Annotated in this window: 17 protein-coding genes and 1 tRNA gene; 12 read left to right on the top strand and 6 right to left on the bottom strand. The window is 52.9% G+C overall.

The window, feature by feature from the left end:
- Positions 1–256: 256 nt before the first annotated feature.
- Positions 257–784: an adenine phosphoribosyltransferase gene (locus tag SQ11_RS11015; RefSeq protein ID WP_041514222.1), complete on the bottom strand. Its 528-nt coding sequence runs from the start codon at positions 782–784 to the stop codon at positions 257–259.
- 173 nt (positions 785–957) lie between these two features.
- On the opposite strand from SQ11_RS11015, the gene SQ11_RS11010 reads away from it, so the two are divergent.
- The 4 genes from SQ11_RS11010 to SQ11_RS17585 all read left to right on the top strand — a co-directional run bounded on the left by SQ11_RS11010 (position 958) and on the right by SQ11_RS17585 (position 3,534).
- Positions 958–1,049 (top strand) — tRNA-Ser (locus SQ11_RS11010).
- Between the two features lie 121 nt (positions 1,050–1,170).
- Entirely contained in the window at positions 1,171–1,449 is a 279-nt protein-coding gene (locus SQ11_RS11005) for a conjugal transfer protein TraD (RefSeq protein WP_041514221.1), read from the top strand.
- A gap of 111 nt (positions 1,450–1,560) precedes the next feature.
- Positions 1,561–2,196 (top strand): glutathione S-transferase family protein, encoded by a 636-nt coding sequence (locus tag SQ11_RS11000; RefSeq protein WP_041514220.1) that lies wholly within the window; start codon positions 1,561–1,563, stop codon positions 2,194–2,196.
- 939 nt (positions 2,197–3,135) lie between these two features.
- Positions 3,136–3,534 (top strand): DUF2325 domain-containing protein, encoded by a 399-nt coding sequence (locus tag SQ11_RS17585; RefSeq protein ID WP_198140853.1) that lies wholly within the window; start codon positions 3,136–3,138, stop codon positions 3,532–3,534.
- Positions 3,535–3,584: 50 nt separating this feature from the next.
- On the opposite strand, the gene SQ11_RS10990 is transcribed toward SQ11_RS17585, so the two are convergent.
- Entirely contained in the window at positions 3,585–4,382 is a 798-nt protein-coding gene (locus SQ11_RS10990) for a dienelactone hydrolase family protein (RefSeq protein ID WP_041514218.1), read from the bottom strand.
- A 560-nt stretch (positions 4,383–4,942) separates the two neighbouring features.
- On the opposite strand from SQ11_RS10990, the gene SQ11_RS10980 reads away from it, so the two are divergent.
- From SQ11_RS10980 to SQ11_RS10950, 7 genes are all read left to right on the top strand, one after another.
- On the top strand, positions 4,943–5,395 hold the full coding sequence (locus SQ11_RS10980) for a chemotaxis protein CheW (protein WP_041514216.1): 453 nt from the start codon (positions 4,943–4,945) through the stop codon (positions 5,393–5,395).
- A gap of 8 nt (positions 5,396–5,403) precedes the next feature.
- Positions 5,404–6,897: a CheR family methyltransferase gene (locus tag SQ11_RS10975; protein ID WP_041514215.1), complete on the top strand. Its 1,494-nt coding sequence runs from the start codon at positions 5,404–5,406 to the stop codon at positions 6,895–6,897.
- A 30-nt stretch (positions 6,898–6,927) separates the two neighbouring features.
- A complete protein-coding gene (locus tag SQ11_RS10970; protein WP_041514214.1) occupies positions 6,928–7,551 on the top strand; it encodes a chemotaxis protein CheW in 624 nt (207 codons plus the stop codon).
- A gap of 116 nt (positions 7,552–7,667) precedes the next feature.
- The gene (locus SQ11_RS10965) at positions 7,668–9,146 is read left to right on the top strand and encodes a methyl-accepting chemotaxis protein (protein ID WP_041514237.1); all 1,479 of its coding nucleotides are present in this window, start codon (positions 7,668–7,670) and stop codon (positions 9,144–9,146) included.
- A gap of 4 nt (positions 9,147–9,150) precedes the next feature.
- A complete protein-coding gene (locus tag SQ11_RS10960) occupies positions 9,151–11,508 on the top strand; it encodes a hybrid sensor histidine kinase/response regulator (protein WP_041514213.1) in 2,358 nt (785 codons plus the stop codon).
- Between the two features lie 112 nt (positions 11,509–11,620).
- The gene (gene cheB / locus SQ11_RS10955; RefSeq protein ID WP_041514212.1) at positions 11,621–12,724 is read left to right on the top strand and encodes a chemotaxis-specific protein-glutamate methyltransferase CheB; all 1,104 of its coding nucleotides are present in this window, start codon (positions 11,621–11,623) and stop codon (positions 12,722–12,724) included.
- Positions 12,705–15,671 (top strand): EAL domain-containing protein, encoded by a 2,967-nt coding sequence (locus SQ11_RS10950; protein WP_041514211.1) that lies wholly within the window; start codon positions 12,705–12,707, stop codon positions 15,669–15,671. Before cheB ends, SQ11_RS10950 begins: the two co-directional genes overlap by 20 nt.
- An 84-nt stretch (positions 15,672–15,755) precedes the next feature.
- Here the strand turns inward: SQ11_RS10950 and SQ11_RS10945 are convergent, their stop codons facing one another.
- Entirely contained in the window at positions 15,756–16,118 is a 363-nt protein-coding gene (locus tag SQ11_RS10945; protein WP_232297975.1) for a helix-turn-helix domain-containing protein, read from the bottom strand.
- A gap of 324 nt (positions 16,119–16,442) precedes the next feature.
- On the opposite strand from SQ11_RS10945, the gene SQ11_RS10940 reads away from it, so the two are divergent.
- A complete protein-coding gene (locus tag SQ11_RS10940) occupies positions 16,443–16,943 on the top strand; it encodes a hypothetical protein (protein WP_041514209.1) in 501 nt (166 codons plus the stop codon).
- A 170-nt stretch (positions 16,944–17,113) separates the two neighbouring features.
- Here SQ11_RS10940 and SQ11_RS10935 read toward each other — a convergent pair whose 3' ends face one another.
- The 3 genes from SQ11_RS10935 to SQ11_RS10925 all read right to left on the bottom strand — a co-directional run bounded on the left by SQ11_RS10935 (position 17,114) and on the right by SQ11_RS10925 (position 20,453).
- The gene (locus SQ11_RS10935) at positions 17,114–18,385 is read right to left on the bottom strand and encodes an ADP-ribosylglycohydrolase family protein (protein ID WP_052494181.1); all 1,272 of its coding nucleotides are present in this window, start codon (positions 18,383–18,385) and stop codon (positions 17,114–17,116) included.
- Between the two features lie 122 nt (positions 18,386–18,507).
- Entirely contained in the window at positions 18,508–19,857 is a 1,350-nt protein-coding gene (locus SQ11_RS10930) for a nicotinate phosphoribosyltransferase (RefSeq protein WP_041514207.1), read from the bottom strand.
- Positions 19,854–20,453 carry an isochorismatase family protein gene (locus tag SQ11_RS10925; protein ID WP_052494180.1) on the bottom strand — a complete coding sequence of 200 codons (600 nt, stop codon included), beginning with the start codon at positions 20,451–20,453 and terminating at the stop codon, positions 19,854–19,856. Before SQ11_RS10925 ends, SQ11_RS10930 begins: the two co-directional genes overlap by 4 nt.
- Positions 20,454–20,459 lie beyond the last annotated feature (6 nt).

Below are 20,459 nucleotides of genomic sequence, written 5' to 3'. Positions count from 1 at the left end.
TGAAATCGACTTCCGTTTCAATATCCACGTCAACCGGCAACAGGATATCCTGGTCGGCTACTCGAAACTCTTCGCCGGCAATTTCCTCAAGACCACCGCCCCCGGCGTCTCTCCAGACCTCTTCTACGTCCAATACAATATGCGCTTTTGACAGACATCGGCGCTTGTCATACTGATAAGCAAAGCATGAACCGCGTACGGAAGATAATAGGGCGACAATAAGCGAAGCGCATTGCGCCACCCGAGTTGGGATTGCTCAATCACCCTCGAATTCGCATAGCGCAAATACCTTGAATCCCTGGTTCTCCAGCCGGGATCTGCCACCAATATCAGGCAGATCGATGACAAAGCAGCATTCCACTACTTCTCCGCCCATTTCCTCTATCAGCGCGGCGGCGGCCTCCGCCGTGCCCCCGGTAGCGATAAGGTCGTCCACCAGTAGCACACGATCGCCTTTCTGAATGGCATCCACATGAATCTCGATACGGTCGCTGCCGTATTCCAATTGATAATCGCGCCCGCGTGTCTCCGCGGGCAGTTTCCCCTTTTTGCGGATCGGTACAAAACCCAAGCCCAACTCATACGCAACGGGCGTGCCGATGATGAAACCACGTGATTCGATACCCGCCACTTTGTCGATCTTTAACGCTTTGTAGCGCTCGGTGATCTCCTGAATGGTGGCACGCAACCCCACCGGGTCCTTAAGCAGCGTCGTAATGTCCCGAAACATGATGCCATCATGAGGATAATGCGCGATAGTGCGAATACGTGATTTAATTTGCATGAGAAAGTCCTGCTCCCGGTTTCAATTTTTGACACTGCCAAATACATAACCCATCAGTTATGTGGATGACAAAAGATTATGTCACTCTATACTACCGGAAAAGTTGCTGGAAACGCCATTCTGGTTTATTCTTTGCGCCCCCGCCGGGTTCCCGGCAGGGGATTCCATCAATGGGAGAGATGGCCGAGTGGTTTAAGGTACACGCCTGGAAAGCGTGCGTACGGCTTCAACCGTACCGAGGGTTCGAATCCCTCTCTCTCCGCCATTTCAAGCCCTGTGTGGGGCACTGCGTTTGCGCTGCCGTTCGCCACGAGCGAGAAGTCGTGGTCAGGGCCCAGCCGCCCGCCGCACGTCCGATAACCTGAACGGAGATATGGTAGATCGCCATGGCGACCGACCAGATACTGCTCAAAAGCGCACGCCGCAAGCGCACGCGGCACCTCATCGAGCTCGGCGGTCTCGTCGTCAAATCCGGCGTCGTTAACCTGACCGGCGGCGGCCGTGCCATCATCTACGGCGCGCTGATCTGGATGGCCGACAAACTTAAAAGCGATGACCGCGAAAAAACCCATGTGCTCAGGGCAATAAGGGAAAACGGGCGTTCGGCGCCGAATGCAAAGGCGGCAATTTCACCGTCTTGCGGGAAACAGCATGATAGAGTATGACCGATGACGGGCAATGCGGAGGCCCCCCATATCGCAGCGCCGCCTGTCATCGCGCGGCTTGCCACGCAAATGCAGAGTATCCGGTTCCAAGTTTAGAATGGATTGAATAGTATGAGCGAACTGATCGTTTGGACCTTTGATTGGGTGCCCGAAGGCCCCCGTGGTTTTGTGCGCGACATACGGCTGAGATGGGCATGCGAGGAAGCGGGATTTGGCTATTCCGTGCGAACAGTCCCTTTCAACGACCGGGGGGCCGACCATTTGACGCATCAACCTTTCAGTCAGATCCCGTTCCTGAGCGATGGCGAACTTGAAATATTCGAGAGCGGAGCGGGGTTGCTGCATCTCGCCCGAAAAAGCGAGAAACTAATGCCACGCGATCCTGTCGGAGAAGCCCAAACGCTGCAATGGACGATCGCCGCGCTCAACTCGATCGAGATGGTTACAGTTCCCTGGTGGTTCCTGGAAGTGACTGGCGCTGAGGACAACCATCTAACCGGCTGGTTGAAAAGCCGCCTTGACCACATGGAGAGAGTCCTGAAGGAGCGAGAATGGCTGGCCGCCGACCGCTTCACTGTCGCAGACCTGCTGATGGCCGATGTTCTCCGCGTGGCAAGAGTTCGTTCTTTCGGAGATCGAACGGCGACAGAATCCTATGTGACGCGGATCACAGAGCGCCCCTCATTCAAGAAGGCCCATGCCGATCAGATGGCGCACTTCGCCGCAGCCGATAAGATACGCTCATAGCCCTATTTGAGGCAGATATGGGGGAAGGGTCAAGCGGTTGTTTTTCTACGCATGCGGCATTGCCGCGCAAACACGCTTCATGCACAGCCCGGCAATCCTGGCTGAGACTGTATCAGAAGACCAAAGCGTAATCTTTAGCCTCACCGCTCCTATAAACTCCCGACTCCTTCTTTGGGAACAACCCGCACATATAAACGAGACCGCCTTCAACCCCCCATAATCCTGCTCTCTGATTGCGTGCCCCTCACATCGGAAAGATATCCATACCTGGCCTTGCGTTGGAGAGATGACAGCAAGGAAATATTTTCAATTTAATGTTGCAATTATTTATATATTAAATATAATGAGAATTATTCTCATTACTATATAGATACCGCACATTATTCCGAATAATTGGTTCGCTGTGTGGCTGCTGAGTCGATAGGATATTTTTTTGTGGTAGGTGTTTCCGAGTACCGGAAAAAAACATAGCTAACAACTTTCATTGACCACTTTCGCAAGCTGACTACAACTCCTGACAAGCCGCCAATTTTTGATTACCCATTGGAGTAACAATGAATCAGCAGAAAAATCATAGATGTTGGCTGCGTCAAAGTCATCCACTTCCACTTATAGTCCTAAGGGGGATATCCCATGTCTGATTATCTGCTACAAAGGTCAACCTTGGACTGCCCTCGGCGGCATAGTACCTTCCATAACCGCTTACAACAGACGCTGAAAGAAAAATTCGATCATGTTGTTAGAAGGCTTTTTAAGAGTCGTGAAGATACGCGCCTCCTAAAACAGTCAGGACCGACGGATAATCATTCGGCAGACAGCGAAGATGCCACCCCACGGTCGAAATCGAAGGATAAGCAACAAAGGTTGCCGAAACGTATTGCCCTCGTGGAAGACCAAGGAGCCCATTCTCAAACTCCTATCACACACGCTGACCATTGGATGCCGCTGATAAAGGTAAAAACCCCTGCTGTTCCGCCACAGCATGCCTCAAATGATGAGAAAGAGCCCGGTTGCGGACGTTCCAGTCTCGCGGGGCTTTGTATCTTGTGCGTGGGTGGGCGTGCCGCCCTATATCCCGCATACCGTCACCTCGTCGAGACATCGGGTGGACGCTTTTTAATTTATCGGGGCGACCTCCAGGAAAAAATAAGCTATCTTCCCACGCTACTTACCCGCGCCGATGCGGTAATCTGTCCGGTAGATTGCGTAAACCATGCCATTTATTTCGCGGTTAAGCGTTACTGTATGCGTTTTGGCAAACCCTGCGCGATGTTGGAACGCTCTGGCTTGCCAACGTTCCGCAAGGGTGTGGAGGTACTGGCCGCTGCAGCGCTTTAAGCCAGTCCGCACCTCTATTCTAGACTGACTTTTATCCACCTTGAGCTGGTTCAGTATGAACTCATCTTGAACACATCAGTCAGAAAACCCTTAGCCTCTTCCCACGAGACCTTATCCGCCGCCGCATCGTATGCAAGCGGCAAATTGAATTTGCGGCCGTATTCGTCCGCGGCTGGGTTGGTAAAACTATGCTTGACCCCAGCAAAAGTTACCACCTTGTATTTTACCCCAGCCTTGTCCATTTCCTCCTTGAATGCCGCGACTTGTCCGGCCGGAATCATGGGATCGTCGGTACCGGTAAAGGAAATAATTCGCGCCCTCACCTTGCCCGGCTGCGCTGGTGTTTCCGTTGCCAGGCCGCCATGGAAGCTCGCCACACCTTTTAAATCCTCGCCCAGGCGCGCCATCTGCAGCACCACACTGCCACCGAAACAATAACCCAGCGCGGCGATATTTTCCGCATCCACATTCTTCTGTTGTCGCAGTAACTTCATTGCCGACTCAAAACGCGCTTTTGCCAGCGGCAAATTCTTTGCCACCTCGCTCGAGAATTTTGCGGCCTCGTCCGGATGGTGAGCCTGCTTGCCCTCACCATACATATCTAGCGCCAACGCAATATACCCTAGCTCCGCTAACATCATCGCGCGTTTACGCGCATGGTCGTCGTGACCCCACCATTCATGGACCACCAGCACACCAGGCCGCCTTCCTTCGATCGCGTCGTCATAGGCGATGTAGCCTTTCAGGATGGTATCGCCGACGGTATAAGTTACCTCCTTACCTCGTACGGTGGCTTGCACGCACGAACTACCGAATAACAACATGACAAATAGCAGAATAGTTTTCATGGCAACCTCTGGCTGAACGACTGAATAAATCGCCCGAAGATTTATAGCTCCAGACCATACGTCCAGAATAGGCGGTTATGGAGTTCGATCCAAAGCCCCTCCGGGAATCCTCGCTATCGAACGACTACACGCCATATCGCCGATATCTTTCTTCTCACCTGTAAGATTTTACAGCTATTTAAAGTTATCGTTTTGTAGTCTCATCACTCCTATCATCAATCAGCGGTAAAGACGGAAGCGGCGGGAAGATATCGCCGCATAGCACAAAAATGATTGCCGGCTAACTGTGGCATATATCAATCAGGATATGAAGGTCTTAATGTCCGGGTGAGTTGAGGATCGACTCGCGATACTGGTATGAAACATGATCGGCTTAATCCTCCCATCCGTTTTCTTATACAGATCAATCTTACAAACATCCGCTTTGCCATGGTTGGCAATAAAGACGCGGCATTAACCATGGATACAAGGGTCATATTTTTGCGGGCGCCCCTGATACTTCCCGGCCATAAATGGATGGCTAAGCCGGTCATGCCACATCGTTTCATTTAGGCACAAGAATGATCCATCAATATATTGTCTTTATTCTGGATGATCAGCGCTATGCATTGCATTTGTCTGCGGTGGACAGAGTCGTGCGCATGGTCCATGTCACTCCACTGTCAAGCGCACCCGAAGTCGTGCTCGGCATAGTCAACTTATACGGCCGGATCGTCCCCGTGATGAATATCCGGCAGCGTTTTAATCTGCCAAAACGAGAAATTTCCCTAAGTGACCGGCTTATTTTTGCGCATACGAAAAGGCGCCCCATAGCACTGGTGGCGGATGCGGTCACGGAAGTTGTCGAGTGTTCTGCGCAGAACCAGATCCCGGCAGAAAGTATTCTTCCGGAAGCCGAATATCTGGAAGGCATTATCAAGCTTAAGGATGGATTGATCCTGATCCACAATCTGGACAAGTTTCTTTCTCTGAAAGAAGAAGATACCTTGGACGTTGCACTGGATACCGCTTGAAGCCAAGTATGCAATTCAATGTTCCCTATCCACTATTGTCCCAGCTAAGCGAGTTGCTTTCTGTGCGGATGGGCTTGTATTACCCGGAAAAACGTTGGGCTGATCTCGAGCGCGGAATTACTGCCGCCGCGCCCGCGCTGGGTGTGGGGAGCCCGGAAACATGTGTCCGCCAGCTTCTATCCGCAACGTGGACGCGTAGACAGATCGAGATACTCGCTTCCTATCTGACTGTTGGCGAGACTTACTTCTTCCGCGAGAAAAACAATTTCACCATACTTGAGGAACGTATATTTCCGGAATTGCTACGCACCTGCGCATATTCCAACCGGCAATTACGGATCTGGAGCGCGGGCTGCTGCACAGGCGAGGAGCCCTACTCGATCGCAATGCTGCTTGATCGGCTGATCGGGCATTCCGGGGAATGGAACGCAACCATCCTGGCCACCGACATTAACCCGATGTTTTTACAAAAGGCTGCCGAGGGGCTTTATAGCGAGTGGTCATTTCGTGAAACGCCAGCCTGGATCAAGGAGCGATATTTCAAACGACGAAAAAAAGGACATTTCGAGATATTGCCGCATATTCGTAAACGTGTAACTTTCTCCTACCTCAATCTCGCTGAGGACACCTACCCCTCACTCACCAATAACACCAGTGCGATGGATGTGATCTTCTGCCGCAACGTGCTGATGTACTTCAGTCCGGAATGGGTACAGAAGATTGGACAAAATTTCCACCGGTCACTCGTCAATGGTGGATGGCTCATCGTAAGTCCGGTAGAAGTCTCAAACCACCTGTTTCCTCAGTTCAAGGCTACCCCATTTCCCGGAACGATTCTCTATCAAAAGGCCAAAAGCCAAGAATCGCAGAGAAGCATAATTGAATACTCAGCCTCAATGGCTGATCCGTTATCCAATGCTTCGCGCGTGCAGGCACCTGCTTTGGCGCAAATTTCCTTTTTTCAGGATAAGGAAATATCGTTCTCGATGAACGGCATCCAAACGGAGGCATCGTCAGCGGTAACGAACCCGCCGGCTCAATCCGCAGAGGCGCGGCATATCGAAATCAATCCAGAGAGCCATGAGAATCTTGACAAGCTCTGCCGGACAGCCCACTACCATGCCAATCTGGGTGAGCATGCCGAAGCTGTCAAGTGGTGTGAAAAAGCAATCGCTGCCAACAAACTCTATCCGGCAGCTCATTATCTTCTGGCAACAATACATCAGGAGCTGGGGCAGGTCGAAATTGCAGCACAGTCGCTGGTGCGCACGCTTTATCTCGATCCGGATTTTGTGCTTGCCCATTTCGCGTTGGGTAACCTGTGTTTATCGCAAGGCCGACGTCACGAGGCGGAAAGGCATTTTGACAATGCATTGGCGTTGTTGCACTCGCTCCCACACGACGAACTTCCGCTGGAGGCGAGTGGACTGACCGCTGGGCGGCTTACGGAGATTATTGTGTCCGTACGTGCCAGCCTCTCGCGCTCGTCTCCAGGAAAATAAAAAAACACCACACAAAAAATCAAGGTATTCATGCCGCAAGAAAAGAAAAGACCGGACCCCATCAACTTCCAAGAGATCGAGCAGCGCCTGGAAACCGCGCGCGCCGGCATTGAACGCGTCTGGGCGCCGACTGCCGAAGAGACACAGCAAATCCTGCGGGAAAGAGCGCTGGCGCTGACGCAGGAATCAACGCTGGGCGAGACTGTCGATGACGGCATTGAAGTCGTGCAATTTACGCTGGCCTATGAACGGTATGCGGTGGAATCGCACTATGTCCGTCACGTTTCTTCTCTGGAGAACTTGACACCGCTGCCTTGCACACCCGCCTTTGTACTCGGTATCGTCAACTTGCGCGGCGAAATACTCCCAGTCATTGATCTCAGGAAGCTTTTCGAATTACCGGAAAGAGGATTGACCGATCTCAACAGGATTATCGTACTGCAAGCCGGAAAAACAGTTTTCGGCATACTGGCCGACACCGTTACCAGCGTGCACCGTATTTTCCTGGCTGATCTCCAGCTCTCGCTACCTACCCTTACAGGCATTCGCAGGAATTACCTGAAAGGAATAACTCGCGAACGGCTAGTGATCCTTGATGCGGCAAAACTTTTGATGGACGAAAGTATTATCGTGCAGGAGAAAGTAACCGAGTAGCAAATCCAGAATGGCAACATGGAATTTACATAAGCTGAAAATGCAGCGGAGCGCAAAGAATGTGGTTCTCGATCTTAAGATCGCAAGGCAGACCGATTTTTTTAAAGGACCAAACTATGACCATCAGCAGGAAAATAATCGGGGGATATGCAATCGTACTGGCCCTGCTCGCGCTCGTAACCGGTATTTCCTTCTATGCACTCGATCAGACGCAGACGACTTATAACCGCTTTCTGAATGTAGACGAGCGGTTGCTGGAAAGCGCCAATGAGCTCCGAGCCGTAACGTTTGCTCAGCAAACCTACGTCCGAGGCATCTTGCTTTATCCGGAACTCCTGAAGCTGAATCAATCCCTCCTGCAGGACAATGATCGCCAATTCAAGCAAATATTTGAAAAAATGCGTCATCTGATAAGCGCGGGGGAAGGAGCCGATCTGGTTAATGATCTGGAGTCTCTGCAACAACAGCTCGAGCGTGCGCAACATGAGGTTCTCCAGCTCGTGCTGGAACAGAAAAAGGACGAAGCAATCACTCACACGATCAAGGAATTTCGTCCGCGTAGCCTTGCACTCATCGAGAAAGCCAAGCGCTTCTATGAGCGGCAGTCGAAACTACTGGATAGAGGAAGAATCGATCTCACTGAGGAAGTAAGGCATCTCACGCTCATTCTGATGATCACTTCCCTGTTCGCCCTTCTTGCAGGCCTGACGATCGGATTTCACTTGAGCCATACCATTACCCGCGAGCTGCGGGAAAGCATCGTTCAGTTATCGGCTTCTTCAGCCGAGATTCTTGCCACCACCACGCAGGTTGCCTCGGGAGCCGCTGAGACTGCGGCCGCTGTGAGCGAGACCACTGCCACCGTGGAGGAGGTCAAACAAACCGCGCAGCTTGCAAATCAAAAGGCAAGATATGTTTCCGATAGCGCGCAGAAAGCTTCGGACGTTTCCCAGGCCGGCCGTAAATCGGTGGAGGAAGCGATTCATGGGATGCGCCGCATCCAGGAACAAATGGGATCCATCGCTGAAAGCATCGTGCAATTATCTGAGCAGAGCCATGCCATCGGAGAAATCATTGCAACCGTCAATGATCTGGCTGAACAATCGAATCTACTTGCGGTAAACGCCGCCATTGAGGCGACCCGGGCTGGAGAACAAGGCAAGAGTTTCGGTGTAGTGGCACAGGAGATCAGAAGCCTTGCCGAACAATCCAGGCAGGCGACTGGCCAGGTGCGCACGATTCTGGGCGACATCCAGAAAGCGACGAACGTTGCGGTACTCGCTACCGAGCAGGGCAATAAAGCGGTGGAGGCTGGCGTAAAACAGTCCACCGAAACTGACGAAGCCATCAGCATGTTATCGGCCAGCATCAACGAGGCGGCGCAGGCCGCAACTCAGATCGCCGCTTCCAGCCAGCAGCAAATGGTGGGCATGGATCAGGTAGTGCTGGCCATGAATAACATCAAGCAAGCAAGCGAGCAGAACGTATCAGGTACCAAGCAGGCGGAACGGGCGGCGCAAAGCCTGTACGAAATGGGTGGAAGGCTAAGCGCTCTGGTAGGGGGAACGGCCGCCCCGATAGCGAGAACAAAATAGATCTATGATGAACAAAAATGATGAGCTTTTAAAAAAGCTCCTTGTAACGTTCCAAATTGAGGCGGATACGCACCTTCAGGCGATGTCGTCTGGACTACTCGCGTTGAGAAAAATACCGGGAGGCCAGCAATTGGCGGATATTGTCGAAAGGATTTTCCGGGACGCGCACAGCTTGAAAGGCGCCGCCCGGGCAGTAAATCTCACGCAAATCGAAGCAGTCTGCCAGTCACTCGAAAACGTTTTCTCCGCGTTGAAAGACAAGCGCCTTCCTGTCTCATTGCCGCTGATCGATCTATTACTCCAGACCACGGATGCCCTGGGCGGGCTTCTTACTGGGGACAATAGCGGAGCCGGGGCAAAAAAACCTCGGATGGGGACACTGATTCGACAACTCGACGATACATTAAGAGAGCAGCTATCCGAATCCGCCGACCCTGCCCAGGCGCCGCAAACCCCGCCCACACTCCCCGCCACCATGCTTCCTGCCGATCTGCCCTACGAACCGGATAAGGGTATGCAAATATTGGCCTCCACTCCCAGCCTGGCATCGACGACAGTCAGGGTTTCCGCCATGAAACTCGATGCCGTGATGCGCCAGGTCGAGGAACTGCTGCTGCCGCGCCTGGCGGCAAATCAACGTGCCAAAGAACTCAGTGAGGCTGCCGCGATGCTTGCGGCATGGAAAAGGCAACGGCTGCATATTCAGCCGGCATTACGGCTTGTGGATCGTGAACTCACGCGCGACATCAGGGATAGCAATGCCTCCAGAAGAAAGCATGAGCTTCCTCGGCTGCTCAAATATTTGGATGCTGAGCAACTTCACATGAAAATGCTGGAGGACCGGTTGGCAAGGCTGCAATGGGCAGCCGAGCAGGATCAGCGCATATTGGCCGGTATGACCGACAGCCTTCGGCAAGATGTCAAGGAGATGCAATTGCTGCCATTCTCCTCATTGCTGGATATTCTCCCTCGATTGGCCCGTGAGTTGGCCCGCGAGCAGGGCAAGAGCGTAGACCTGGTGATTCAGGGCGGCGAAATAGAGATTGATCGGCATATTCTGGAAGAGATGAAGGATCCGCTTATTCATCTTGTGCGTAATTGCATTGATCACGGTATCGAGCAACCGGCGGCACGCTTGGCCAAGGGCAAGCCGTCACACGGCACGATCACCCTGGCATGCTCGCAGAAGGACGGCGGCACGGCCGAGGTACTTGTGGCCGATGATGGCGCGGGCATTGATGTCGCCATGATAAAAACCGCAGCGCATAAGCTCGGCATTGTTTCTGCGGAAGAGGCGAAACAGCTCGGGGAGCTGGAATCGATGACACTCGTTTTTCAATCCGGTGTAACCACGAGCCCCATTATTACGGATCTCTCCGGACGCGGACTCGGGCTTGCGATAGTAAGTGAAAAGGTTGAACGCTTGGGCGGCACCATACAGGTCCAGTCAAGTCCTGGCGGCGGAACTGCCTTCCACCTGTTTTTGCCGCTAACGCAGGCAAACTTCCGGGGAGTCCTCGTTCATGCTGGCAGGCAGCTTTTCGTCATTCCCTCGACCAGCGTTGAACGGGTGGTTCGGATCGCCCACAAAGAAATCAAGACAGTGGAGAACCGTGAAACGATCCTGGTGGATGGGCAGACAGTTTCTTTGGTCTGGTTAAGCGATGTCCTGGAATTGCCGCGTCATGTTATACCGGCTGAACCCGCAGCCAGTATAAACGGTGCACCAGCTGTAGTTCTTGGCTCGGGCCTTGCTCGCGTCGCATTTTTGGTGGAAGAGATTCTTGGTGAACAGGAGGTGCTTGTCAAAACACTCGTGCGGCCATTAACGCGAGTACGCAATGTCGCGGGCGCGACCGTGCTGGGAACCGGGCGGGTAGTGCCCGTGCTCAATGCCGCTGATCTGCTGAAATCGGCTGCGAAGCGTCCTGCCGGGGCACTCCCCTCTGTACACCAGTTATCGGCTGAAAAGCATGGAAATGCGAAAAAACAGTCCATACTGGTGGTGGAGGATTCCATCACCGCGCGAACCCTGCTCAAAAATATCCTGGAATCAGCGGGCTATCGTGTCAATACGGCCGTGGACGGGGTTGACGGCTACACCACGCTCAAAACCGGCGCGTTTGATCTGGTCGTTTCGGATGTTGAAATGCCACGCATGGACGGTTTTGGCCTCACCGCCAAAATACGTGCCGACAAGCAATTTGCAGGGCTGCCGGTAGTACTGGTAACAGCATTGGACTCCCGTGATCACCGCGAGCGCGGGATTGATGCCGGTGCCAATGCTTACATCGTGAAGAGCAGTTTCGATCAAAGCAATCTGCTGGAGATCATCCAGCGCCTTATTGGCATTCCATCATGAATTCTCCATGCTCCTTAACCCCGGCAGCTAACCGCTCATTTTTACACCATGGCTGCCAAAAATTTGTGTCACTTATTGCTCACCGTTTCGGTGAGTTCACTGCGGATATAGGATGATCAACGTTCTGGTAGTGGAAGACTCGCCCGTCGTGCGTGAATTCCTTATTCACATTCTCAACGCGGACCCTGATATTACGGTTATTGCAACGGCATGTGATGGCGAGGAAGCGCTTGATCTTGTACGACGCCATCATCCTGACGTAATCACCATGGACATTCACATGCCGAAACTGAATGGACTGGAAACCACACGTCTCCTCATGGAAACGAATCCGACCCCTATTGTCATTGTCAGCGGCAGCGAGAGTACCAACGAGGTTGTGACGACATTCGATGCAATGGATGCCGGCGCATTGGCGGTGCTGCGCCGTCCGGCGGGTATTGGACATATGGATCATCAAGCCACGGCGCGGAATATGGTACAGACCATAAAGCTGATGTCGGAAGTCAAAGTGGTGCGGCGCTGGTCGCACATACGAAGTGCGGCACCTGCACCTGCACCTGCCCCTACTCCACATCCGGCCAATAGGGGGCTGATTCGCGAATCGGCTCAAGTCAGGGTTGTTGCGATCGGAGCCTCCACCGGTGGCCCGTCTGCGATCGAAACCATCCTGATGGCGCTACCAAGAAATTTTCCGGTACCCATCCTCATCGTCCAGCATATGGCTCCAGGTTTTGTAGGGGGATTCGTTCAGTGGCTGGCACATTCATCCAGTCTGCCGGTTCATGTCGCCACTCATGGCGAGCTCATACTACCCGGCCACATCTACATAGCGCCCGACGAATACCAAATGAAGGTGGAACGCGGAGGGCGGATTGGCTTGACAAAGGATGCGATGGAAAATGGTTTAAGACCCTCGGTTTCCTATCTTTTCCGTGCAGTCGCCGAGGTCTATGGCTGCGACGCCGTCGCCGGACTGCTGACGGGAATGGGTCGTGACGGCGCCAGCGAGCTGCGGCTGCTAAAGGAGCTGGGGGCGGTTACTTTCGCCCAGGACAGGGATAGTTCTGTCGTAAACGGCATGCCGGGCGAGGCTGTCAAGCTGAACGCGGCAATGCTCGTACTACCGCTGGAAAAGATCGCCGCGGCGTTGACGAATCTAGTGAACCATCAAGGAAAATATTTGAGCGTGACCGATGACATCCAAAAAAATTAATGCCAGCAACGTCGAAATCCTCCTCGCGGAAGACAGCCCAACGCAAGCGGAAAGACTACGATACCTGCTGGAGGAACACGGTTATAAAGTTATGGCCGTGCCCAATGGCAAAGAGGCCCTCGCCGCGGCTCGGCGGCAAAAGCCGACGCTGATTATCAGTGATGTAATGATGCCCGAGATGGATGGGTTTACGCTATGCGGCGAAATCAAGCGCGATGAACAACTGAGAGGGATCCCCATGATCCTTCTCACTTCGCTCTCGGATATCCGGGACATCATGAAGGGACTGGAATGCGGTGCCGACAATTTCATCCGCAAGCCGTATGAAGATCAATATCTGCTGGCCCGCGTCGACTACCTGCTGATAAATCACGAGTTGCGCAAGAACCAGAAGATGCAGATGGGAATGGAAATCTATCTCGGCGGGCAAAAACATTTCATCACCGCCGAACGCCAACAGATCGTCGACCTGCTGATTTCGATCTATGAGGATGCAGTCCACATCAATAAGGAGCTCCATACGCGGCAACTTGAGCTGGCACATTCCAATCATTTGCTTAACGGGCTTTACCGGATCGCGGAAGGCCTGAACCAGGCGGTGAGCGAGCATGAGGTATGCGAGAAAGCACTTGAGTATGCGATGGAACTGCCCGGGGTCGAAGCAGGCTGGCTTTACCTTCGTGATGATGACGGCGTCCGGTTGGCGGCTGCGCGCAACGTTCCGGCTTCATTGCTGGCTGCGGAGACAATAGAGGGATTATGCGAATGCCAACGCCTTTTTCTGGCCGAAGATCCGGACCATGCTATCAATATTGACCCTTGCACGCGGCTGGCGGGGGCTGAGAACGATATGCAAAGCCTTCGGCGCCATGCCAGCGTGCCGCTGCGGATCAATAATCAGAACCGCGGCATCATGAATCTGATGGGGACTAACCAAGACCTGTTCACCGATAATGAGCTGGAGACATTTTACGGAGTTGGGCATCAGGTAAGTATCGCACTGGAACGCGCCCGGCTGCATGAACACATGGAACAGCTGGTGGAGCAGCGCACGACGGCCCTCACTGCGGAAATCTCCCGGCGGAAGGAATATGAGGCCAGGATTGTCCGGCTCAACCGGATTTACAGTGTATTGAGCGGCATCAATACCACTATCGTGCGCGTCCGTGGAAGACAGGAGCTTTTCGACAAGGCGTGCCGTATCGCGGTGGTTCACGGCCAGTTTGTGTTTTCTTGGATCGGAATATTCGATGCCGGTACGCAGAGTATCACGCCCATGGCGAAGGCGGGTCGCGACGACGGCTATTTGTCACAGATCAACCTGACCAACGTTATCAATTCTCCCGGAGATTCCTGGTTGATAGCGGAGGCGCTCAAATGGGTCAAACCGGCTATTTGCAATGATCTTACCCTTATCACCCATGAAGATATGCGCACCTGGCATGCTGCCGCGTTAGACCGGGGCTATCGTTCCGAGGTGGTGCTGCCACTCGTCTTGGATAGTCATCTGGTTGGTATATTCGTACTCTATGCACCGGAAACAGGATGCTTCGACGAAGAGGAAATGGCCTTGTTGATCGAGATGGCAGGCGATATTTCATTTGCCATGGATCATCTGGAAAAAGAGGAACGCATCAACTATCTTGCGTTCTTCGATGGCGTAACAGATCTGCCAAACCGTGCGCTGTTTGTGGACCGGGTCGATCAGCGAATCCGCACCATGCGCCATGATCACGAGATACTTTCGGTAATTATTCTCGACCTCGAACGGTTCAGCAGTATTAATGAGTCTCTGGGCCATCAGGCCGGAGACAATCTCCTGCGTCAACTGGCAAAACGCCTGAAGCAGCTGCTTTATGAAACAGATATTCTGGCCCATCTTTCAGCGGATTACTTTGCCATTGCCGTGAAGCATGGAGAAACAAGCACAGGCATTATCCATGTTCTGGAAAAAATCCTGTTCGGAGTCCAGGATCAACCTTTTCTGATCGGTGGACACGAGTTACGCGTTTCCGCCAGAGCGGGGACGTCATCTTATCCTGCGGACGGCAGGGATACGGATACCCTTTTGCGGAATGCTGAAACAGCATTGAAAAAGGCGAAATTCTCTTACGACAAGCACCTCTTCTATGCTCCTGAATTCAATGCCCGGGTCACCGAGAAGCTGAAGCTTGAAAACAAGTTGCGCCGGGCGATTGAGGAGGAACAGCTGGTGCTGCACTATCAACCGAAGATTGACCTGGAAAGCGGACAAATCAGCGGGCTTGAGGCATTGATGCGCTGGAAGGACCCCGATAATGGCCTTGTTCCGCCGCTAAGCTTTATTCCCCTGCTCGAAGAAACACGGATGATACTCGAGGCGGGACGATGGGCATTGGGCAAAGCGATATCGGATTCGAAGAAATGGCAGGCCATGGGCCTCACTCCACCCAAGGTTGCCGTCAATGTCTCGCCGATTCAATTACGGCAGAAAGATTTTGTCAGCATGGTGGCGGATGTAACAAACGGCGCCGAGAATGTGTCAATCGGGTTGGAACTTGAGATTACCGAGACCGTGATCATGCAGGACATAGAAGCCAATATCCAGAAACTCAGGATCATTCGCGATATGAACATCGAGGTCGCAATAGACGATTTCGGTACAGGATATTCCTCGCTCAGCTATATAGCCAAATTGCCGGTCAATGTCCTGAAGATTGACCGTGCTTTCATTATCAACATGACAAGCAATCCCGACGACCTCAATATCGTCTCCGCCATCATATCTCTGGCGCATTCGCTGAGCCTGCGGGTTATCGCGGAGGGTGTGGAAACCAGCGAGCAGGCGCAGCTTTTACGGAAACTCAAATGCAACGAGATTCAAGGATATTTATTCAGTCCCGGTGTTCCCGCAGGGAGAATCGAAGAATTTCTACGTGAGAAAAAAGTGCTCCCGGGGATAATGTAAGCATCAGGGAGCAAGGGAAGGCCTACAAGCACCATTAGGTAATCCTTGCGGAAATTTATCTGAACACACAATATCTCTATTCGCTTAGATCCTTCCTATCAAGAGAGACGAGCGTATTTCAGCAATTAATATTTGGGGATTCAGGTCGAACTGACGGATCAACTCATCGTGCTTGCTGTTCTCCACTTCATATTTAGCACCCCAGCGTAACAACTCCAGAATTGTCGGGATCAGATCCAGCCCTTTCTCGGTAACAGCGTAGATTATCCTGCGTTCATTGTGCGGATCCTGACGCCGTAGAATGATATCAGCCGCCTCCAGCTTCTTTAGTCTGTCAGAAAGTATATTGGAAGCTATTTTCTCCGACGATACCAGGAATTCCCGAAAATACCGTTTGCGCATGAAGATGATGTCCCGCAGCACAAGCAGCGTCCATTTGTCACCCAATATATCCAACGCGCAACTAACCGGGCACAAAGAGCGATAAATTTGATCTTGTTTGTCCATAAGTCATAGTTTATCAATTATGGTTGCATTTTGCAATCATACTCAACTCGTGCCATACCACGGCCAAATGCCTCTGATCAGGTAACCGGAGCTATGTAACCGTGCCATTCACTCCACCTCAATGGGTAGAAGCGTAGCGCCCGGCTTTTACCCATGACATAGGCGCTTCCAGTTCTGTTACAGCATGGTTCACCTAAGAAACATTGATTTTTTCCTTCCGAGATCTAAACTGATCTCATGAGGAAACTTAGGCAAGGATAAGCCATGATCCGTAATCCTGTTGATATCGCCAACCGCGTCAGTCCCAACCTGTCGGCACTCATCGAAAGCCGGGTTAATGATCCGGATGCCGAGCAGCCCATAACACTTGCTGCGGTGCGCACTTTTATCGCTGGTCTGCTGCCTGCTGAATTCAATGAGGTGGAGCGACTGCACCACTTTGATATTGACGCATCGTTGCTCGACGAACTGGATTCATTGATCGAGGAATTTGGTGAAACCGCTCTGGCCATCGATTTTGCGCAGAACACCGCCAGCGAACCGCTTTCCCGGGTGATTGAGGCGGTGTTGGACGATGAGAACCGGGAAGACCCGCCCACACTTGAAGCGGTAAGGGAAGCCATTGTATCCGGCCTGCCTGCCCGACTGGTCGGCGAGGGTGTATTAGAGGAGGATGAAGACGATGCCTTGCTTGCGGAGATCGAAGCACTGATCAGACGCCATGGTGCCGACGAACTGGCGGAGGATTTTTTACGTTACGAGTAGACAGGGAATCTGGATACCCGGGGGTTTGGCAACAGGGACTCCATCAATGACGGCGGCTCAAATGCCGCCAACACGTACTCCGATTACACATTCAGAAAAACCATACCCTCAATATTCGGGACTCCGGGATCTGGTGGCGAAATCACGGCATGCCTGAAAAATATCCAATCTCAAATGGCATCTCCACGCACTGCAATATCCACGAATGCGTCGATCTCTATTTTCAATTCCGCCTGATCCATCAATCCCTCAATCAGGTGGTTGGGTAAATCATCGTGGGACGCACCGGCAATCAATCCCATGATCATGCCTCTATGCACATTATCTCCGCCAGCGTTGGCATTTGCCAGAAGAGACGCCTCGACGCCGAGATCATGCTTCATGAAGAGGTACAGAAGCAGCGGCAGGCCATGCTCCGGGTAGCACGCGGTAGCAAGGAAATGACGGACTACTTCGGGCTCGGTATGTTGCCGGGCTAACTGGACCATCTCATAAGGTGTATCAGCAAGTTTCACGTGAAGCTGCCACATCTCATTCTTCGGGATATTGCCGGGACCCCCATGCTCGCGATAGGCGGCGAAGAGTTCCTCACCGGTTACCTGAGGCACTCGTATGGATTTGGCATACGAAGAAATCGCCGCAACAGGATCGGCGCCCTTCATCAGTGAATTCAACAGGGGAACCAGAATACCCAGCGCACTCCCTACATTTTCCGATCTGTGAGTGAGGCACTGATGCTCGATGGCGAATCCAAGCCCCTGATAGGCACTATCGACCAGCATGGCGAGAACCAGGGGACGTACTACCCCGCCATGCGAGCCGATGGACCATACATTGCGTTGCAGCTCGGCACATGCATGAGGCGGCAAACCTCGGGAATAATTCTCGAACCAGCGTCGAAGATAGATTTCCGTATAAGGATCCCGGTTTTCGCCGGGCGTGGTGAGATGCTTTACAAACGCTTCCAGAAAGTCTTGTGGATCATAGCGGCCCATGCGTATCACCGAACGCAATAGCACGCGGACCAGATGGGCACCCAGCGTATTCTCCCCGGCGGCTAATCCATGATGGTAATGGAAGCGATCCGTCAGCCGGGGAACCTGATTGCCGTGCTCGCTCTCCCGTTCCATAGACTGGATGGCAAGATCACTATAGCTGGTCTCATAGAAACGGGCGTGCGCGTGAAGAATGTCATAGCGGCGGCCAAGGCGATTTGCGGTTTCAACATCCGGGTGGTACGTCATGCCCACCATGAAGCTTTCAGGGTGTGGATGTGGTGGTGGCTCGTATCCTCGAATGCCACCGTCAAAGTGCTGCCGGATATTTTTCAGGCTATAAAACCAATGCGCTGGCATTGCCAGCGCATCGCCTATAAATAACCCCCATAGCGCATTCCGCATGCGTCTTCCACGAGACTCCACTGTATCTGCATGGTGATTCATCGGACTTGGATCCATAAAGCTACTGTTCTCGGAAAAATATAGACGTCAATATGCATAATCAGTTCAAGCGATACGGCGGAAGCAATCCGGTAGCTACGACAGCCCTAGACTATACGTGCCCTTTATTTGTCTGTGCAACGCGCACGCTCGGCATCCAGTTGGTTGGCCAGGGCCTGCAACGCAGGGGAAATGACTACAGGGTAAGGCGGAACCAACTCAAGCACGGTCATTGCTTCCGGTAGTTGTGCATACCCCGCCAGCGTGCGTTGACGCATCTGCTCCAGCGTAGCATCTGCCCGAATGCGCCGGCCCGCCCGCATAATGGGAATAAGGAGCGGTTGACCATCATGAAGATCATTTTCCTCCAATGCCACAATATCGCCAGCCATCCTGCCATCCGCGCCGATGCTGCGATACACTTGCTTTCTTCCCGGCCAGGTGGCTTTGCCCTCAGAGCGTTTGCGGCGTGGCTTACCCGCATACTCCTGGAGCTTGTAGGCACAATCCAGCGAGGGCGCATCGCTTGAGACGTCTAGCGCGGTTCCCACCCCAAAACCATCTATTGGCGCGCCGGACGACAATATCTCGCGCAGCCGGTATTCATCCAAATTGCCGCTGGCAAAAATAGTCGTCTTTTCCATTCCGCCTTCATCGAGTATCTGGCGCACGCACCGGGCATGTGCCGCGAGATCGCCGCTATCCAGCCGCACCCCCTTGATGCGAATATCTTCCGCGCGAAGCCTGCGGGCCAAGGTAACGACCTTGATTGCAGCGGCTTCCGTATCATAGGTATCGATCAATAGAACCGCACTATCGGGATGGCAGCGTGCGAAATGCTCAAATGCGGTGGCCTCGTCCTCATGCGCCTGGATGTAGGAGTGGGCCATGGTGCCGAACAACGGAATATCATACATGGTTCCGGCCAGCACGGTCGCGGTGCCGGAGAATCCCGCCAGATAACTCGCCCGCGCCGCAAGCAGCCCGGCCTCCGCCCCGTGTGCGCGGCGCATGCCGAAATCCACCAGTAATTTGTCAGGCGCCACCATTACCGTACGAGCCGCCTTGGAGGCAATCAATGTTTCGAAATGCAGCAGATTCATGATCCGTGATTCGACTAATTGGGCTTCTGGCAACGAGGCGGTTATCCGCAGGATAGGCTGATCCGGAAAAAATATAGTACCTTCCGGCATGGCATGAACGTCGCCGTTGAAACGGAATTGTTCCAGGTATGCGATGACAGAAGATGGGAAACGTGGTGCGAGCCAAGCCAACTCTTCCGGCGAAAATTTCAGGTTTTCGAGATAATCGAGAGCTTGTTCCAAGCCGGCCGCAACCATGAAATTTCGCCCTGGCGGCAATTTGCGAACGAAAAACTCAAATACCGCGCATGCTTCCATGCCTTGCTCGAGATACCCTTCCAGCATCATGAACTGATAGTGATCCGTCAAAAGAGGACTGGAAAGCGGGTTCATGCCACGAGCGCCTCGAAGCGGATGGGTGTCGCGCCAAGACGCCTCATTTCCTCGAGCGTGCGGCCGTGATTCAAGCTCACGTGCATTGCACGTATCGCATCTTTGAGCACATAGACGGCGTAATGATAACGCAAGGCATCCTTCACGGTATTGAGCACGCAATACTCGGCGGAGATGCCACCGATAAATACGCGATGAGCACCGCAGGACCGCAATAATGCATCGAGCTCAGTATCCGTGAAGCCGGAATAGGCATCCTTTTCCGGTGTGGAAGCCTTGGAAACGATGTGTATGTCGGAAGGCAGTTCAAGGCTCGCAGGGAATGCCGCACCCGGCGTTGCCGCTACGCAATGCGGCGGCCACGGTCCCCCTTGTTGCAGGAAGGAGCAGTGGTCTGATGGATGCCAATCCCGCGTGGCAAAAATGGGCAACCCATGGGCATGAAAAAGGGCGACATAACGATTGAGCACCGGTATGATCTCGTTCCCGTCCGGTACGGGAAGGCTGCCACCGGGAAGAAAATCATTCTGTACATCCACGAGAATCAGGGCATCGCCAGCAGCAAGCTTGCCCATTATCAATCCATCGTTATCCATAAAAAA

Origin of the sequence: Nitrosospira sp. NpAV (genome assembly GCF_000832065.1) — a bacterium.
Classification (GTDB): domain Bacteria; phylum Pseudomonadota; class Gammaproteobacteria; order Burkholderiales; family Nitrosomonadaceae; genus Nitrosospira.
Note: the sequence above shows the minus strand (reverse complement) of the source record. Positions and strands in the feature narration are given on the sequence as shown.

Excerpts from the sequence above, each read along its gene's own strand:
- SQ11_RS11015 (WP_041514222.1), bottom strand. The coding sequence starts at position 784 with ATGCAAATTAAATCACGTATTCGCACTATCGCGCATTATCCTCATGAT.
- SQ11_RS11005 (WP_041514221.1), top strand. The coding sequence starts at position 1,171 with ATGGCGACCGACCAGATACTGCTCAAAAGCGCACGCCGCAAGCGCACG.
- SQ11_RS11000 (WP_041514220.1), top strand. The coding sequence starts at position 1,561 with ATGAGCGAACTGATCGTTTGGACCTTTGATTGGGTGCCCGAAGGCCCC.
- SQ11_RS17585 (WP_198140853.1), top strand. The coding sequence starts at position 3,136 with ATGCCGCTGATAAAGGTAAAAACCCCTGCTGTTCCGCCACAGCATGCC.
- SQ11_RS10990 (WP_041514218.1), bottom strand. The coding sequence starts at position 4,382 with ATGAAAACTATTCTGCTATTTGTCATGTTGTTATTCGGTAGTTCGTGC.
- SQ11_RS10980 (WP_041514216.1), top strand. The coding sequence starts at position 4,943 with ATGATCCATCAATATATTGTCTTTATTCTGGATGATCAGCGCTATGCA.
- SQ11_RS10975 (WP_041514215.1), top strand. The coding sequence starts at position 5,404 with ATGCAATTCAATGTTCCCTATCCACTATTGTCCCAGCTAAGCGAGTTG.
- SQ11_RS10970 (WP_041514214.1), top strand. The coding sequence starts at position 6,928 with ATGCCGCAAGAAAAGAAAAGACCGGACCCCATCAACTTCCAAGAGATC.
- SQ11_RS10965 (WP_041514237.1), top strand. The coding sequence starts at position 7,668 with ATGACCATCAGCAGGAAAATAATCGGGGGATATGCAATCGTACTGGCC.
- SQ11_RS10960 (WP_041514213.1), top strand. The coding sequence starts at position 9,151 with ATGATGAACAAAAATGATGAGCTTTTAAAAAAGCTCCTTGTAACGTTC.
- cheB (WP_041514212.1), top strand. The coding sequence starts at position 11,621 with ATGATCAACGTTCTGGTAGTGGAAGACTCGCCCGTCGTGCGTGAATTC.
- SQ11_RS10950 (WP_041514211.1), top strand. The coding sequence starts at position 12,705 with ATGACATCCAAAAAAATTAATGCCAGCAACGTCGAAATCCTCCTCGCG.
- SQ11_RS10940 (WP_041514209.1), top strand. The coding sequence starts at position 16,443 with ATGATCCGTAATCCTGTTGATATCGCCAACCGCGTCAGTCCCAACCTG.
- SQ11_RS10935 (WP_052494181.1), bottom strand. The coding sequence starts at position 18,385 with ATGAATCACCATGCAGATACAGTGGAGTCTCGTGGAAGACGCATGCGG.
- SQ11_RS10930 (WP_041514207.1), bottom strand. The coding sequence starts at position 19,857 with ATGAACCCGCTTTCCAGTCCTCTTTTGACGGATCACTATCAGTTCATG.
- SQ11_RS10925 (WP_052494180.1), bottom strand. The coding sequence starts at position 20,453 with ATGGATAACGATGGATTGATAATGGGCAAGCTTGCTGCTGGCGATGCC.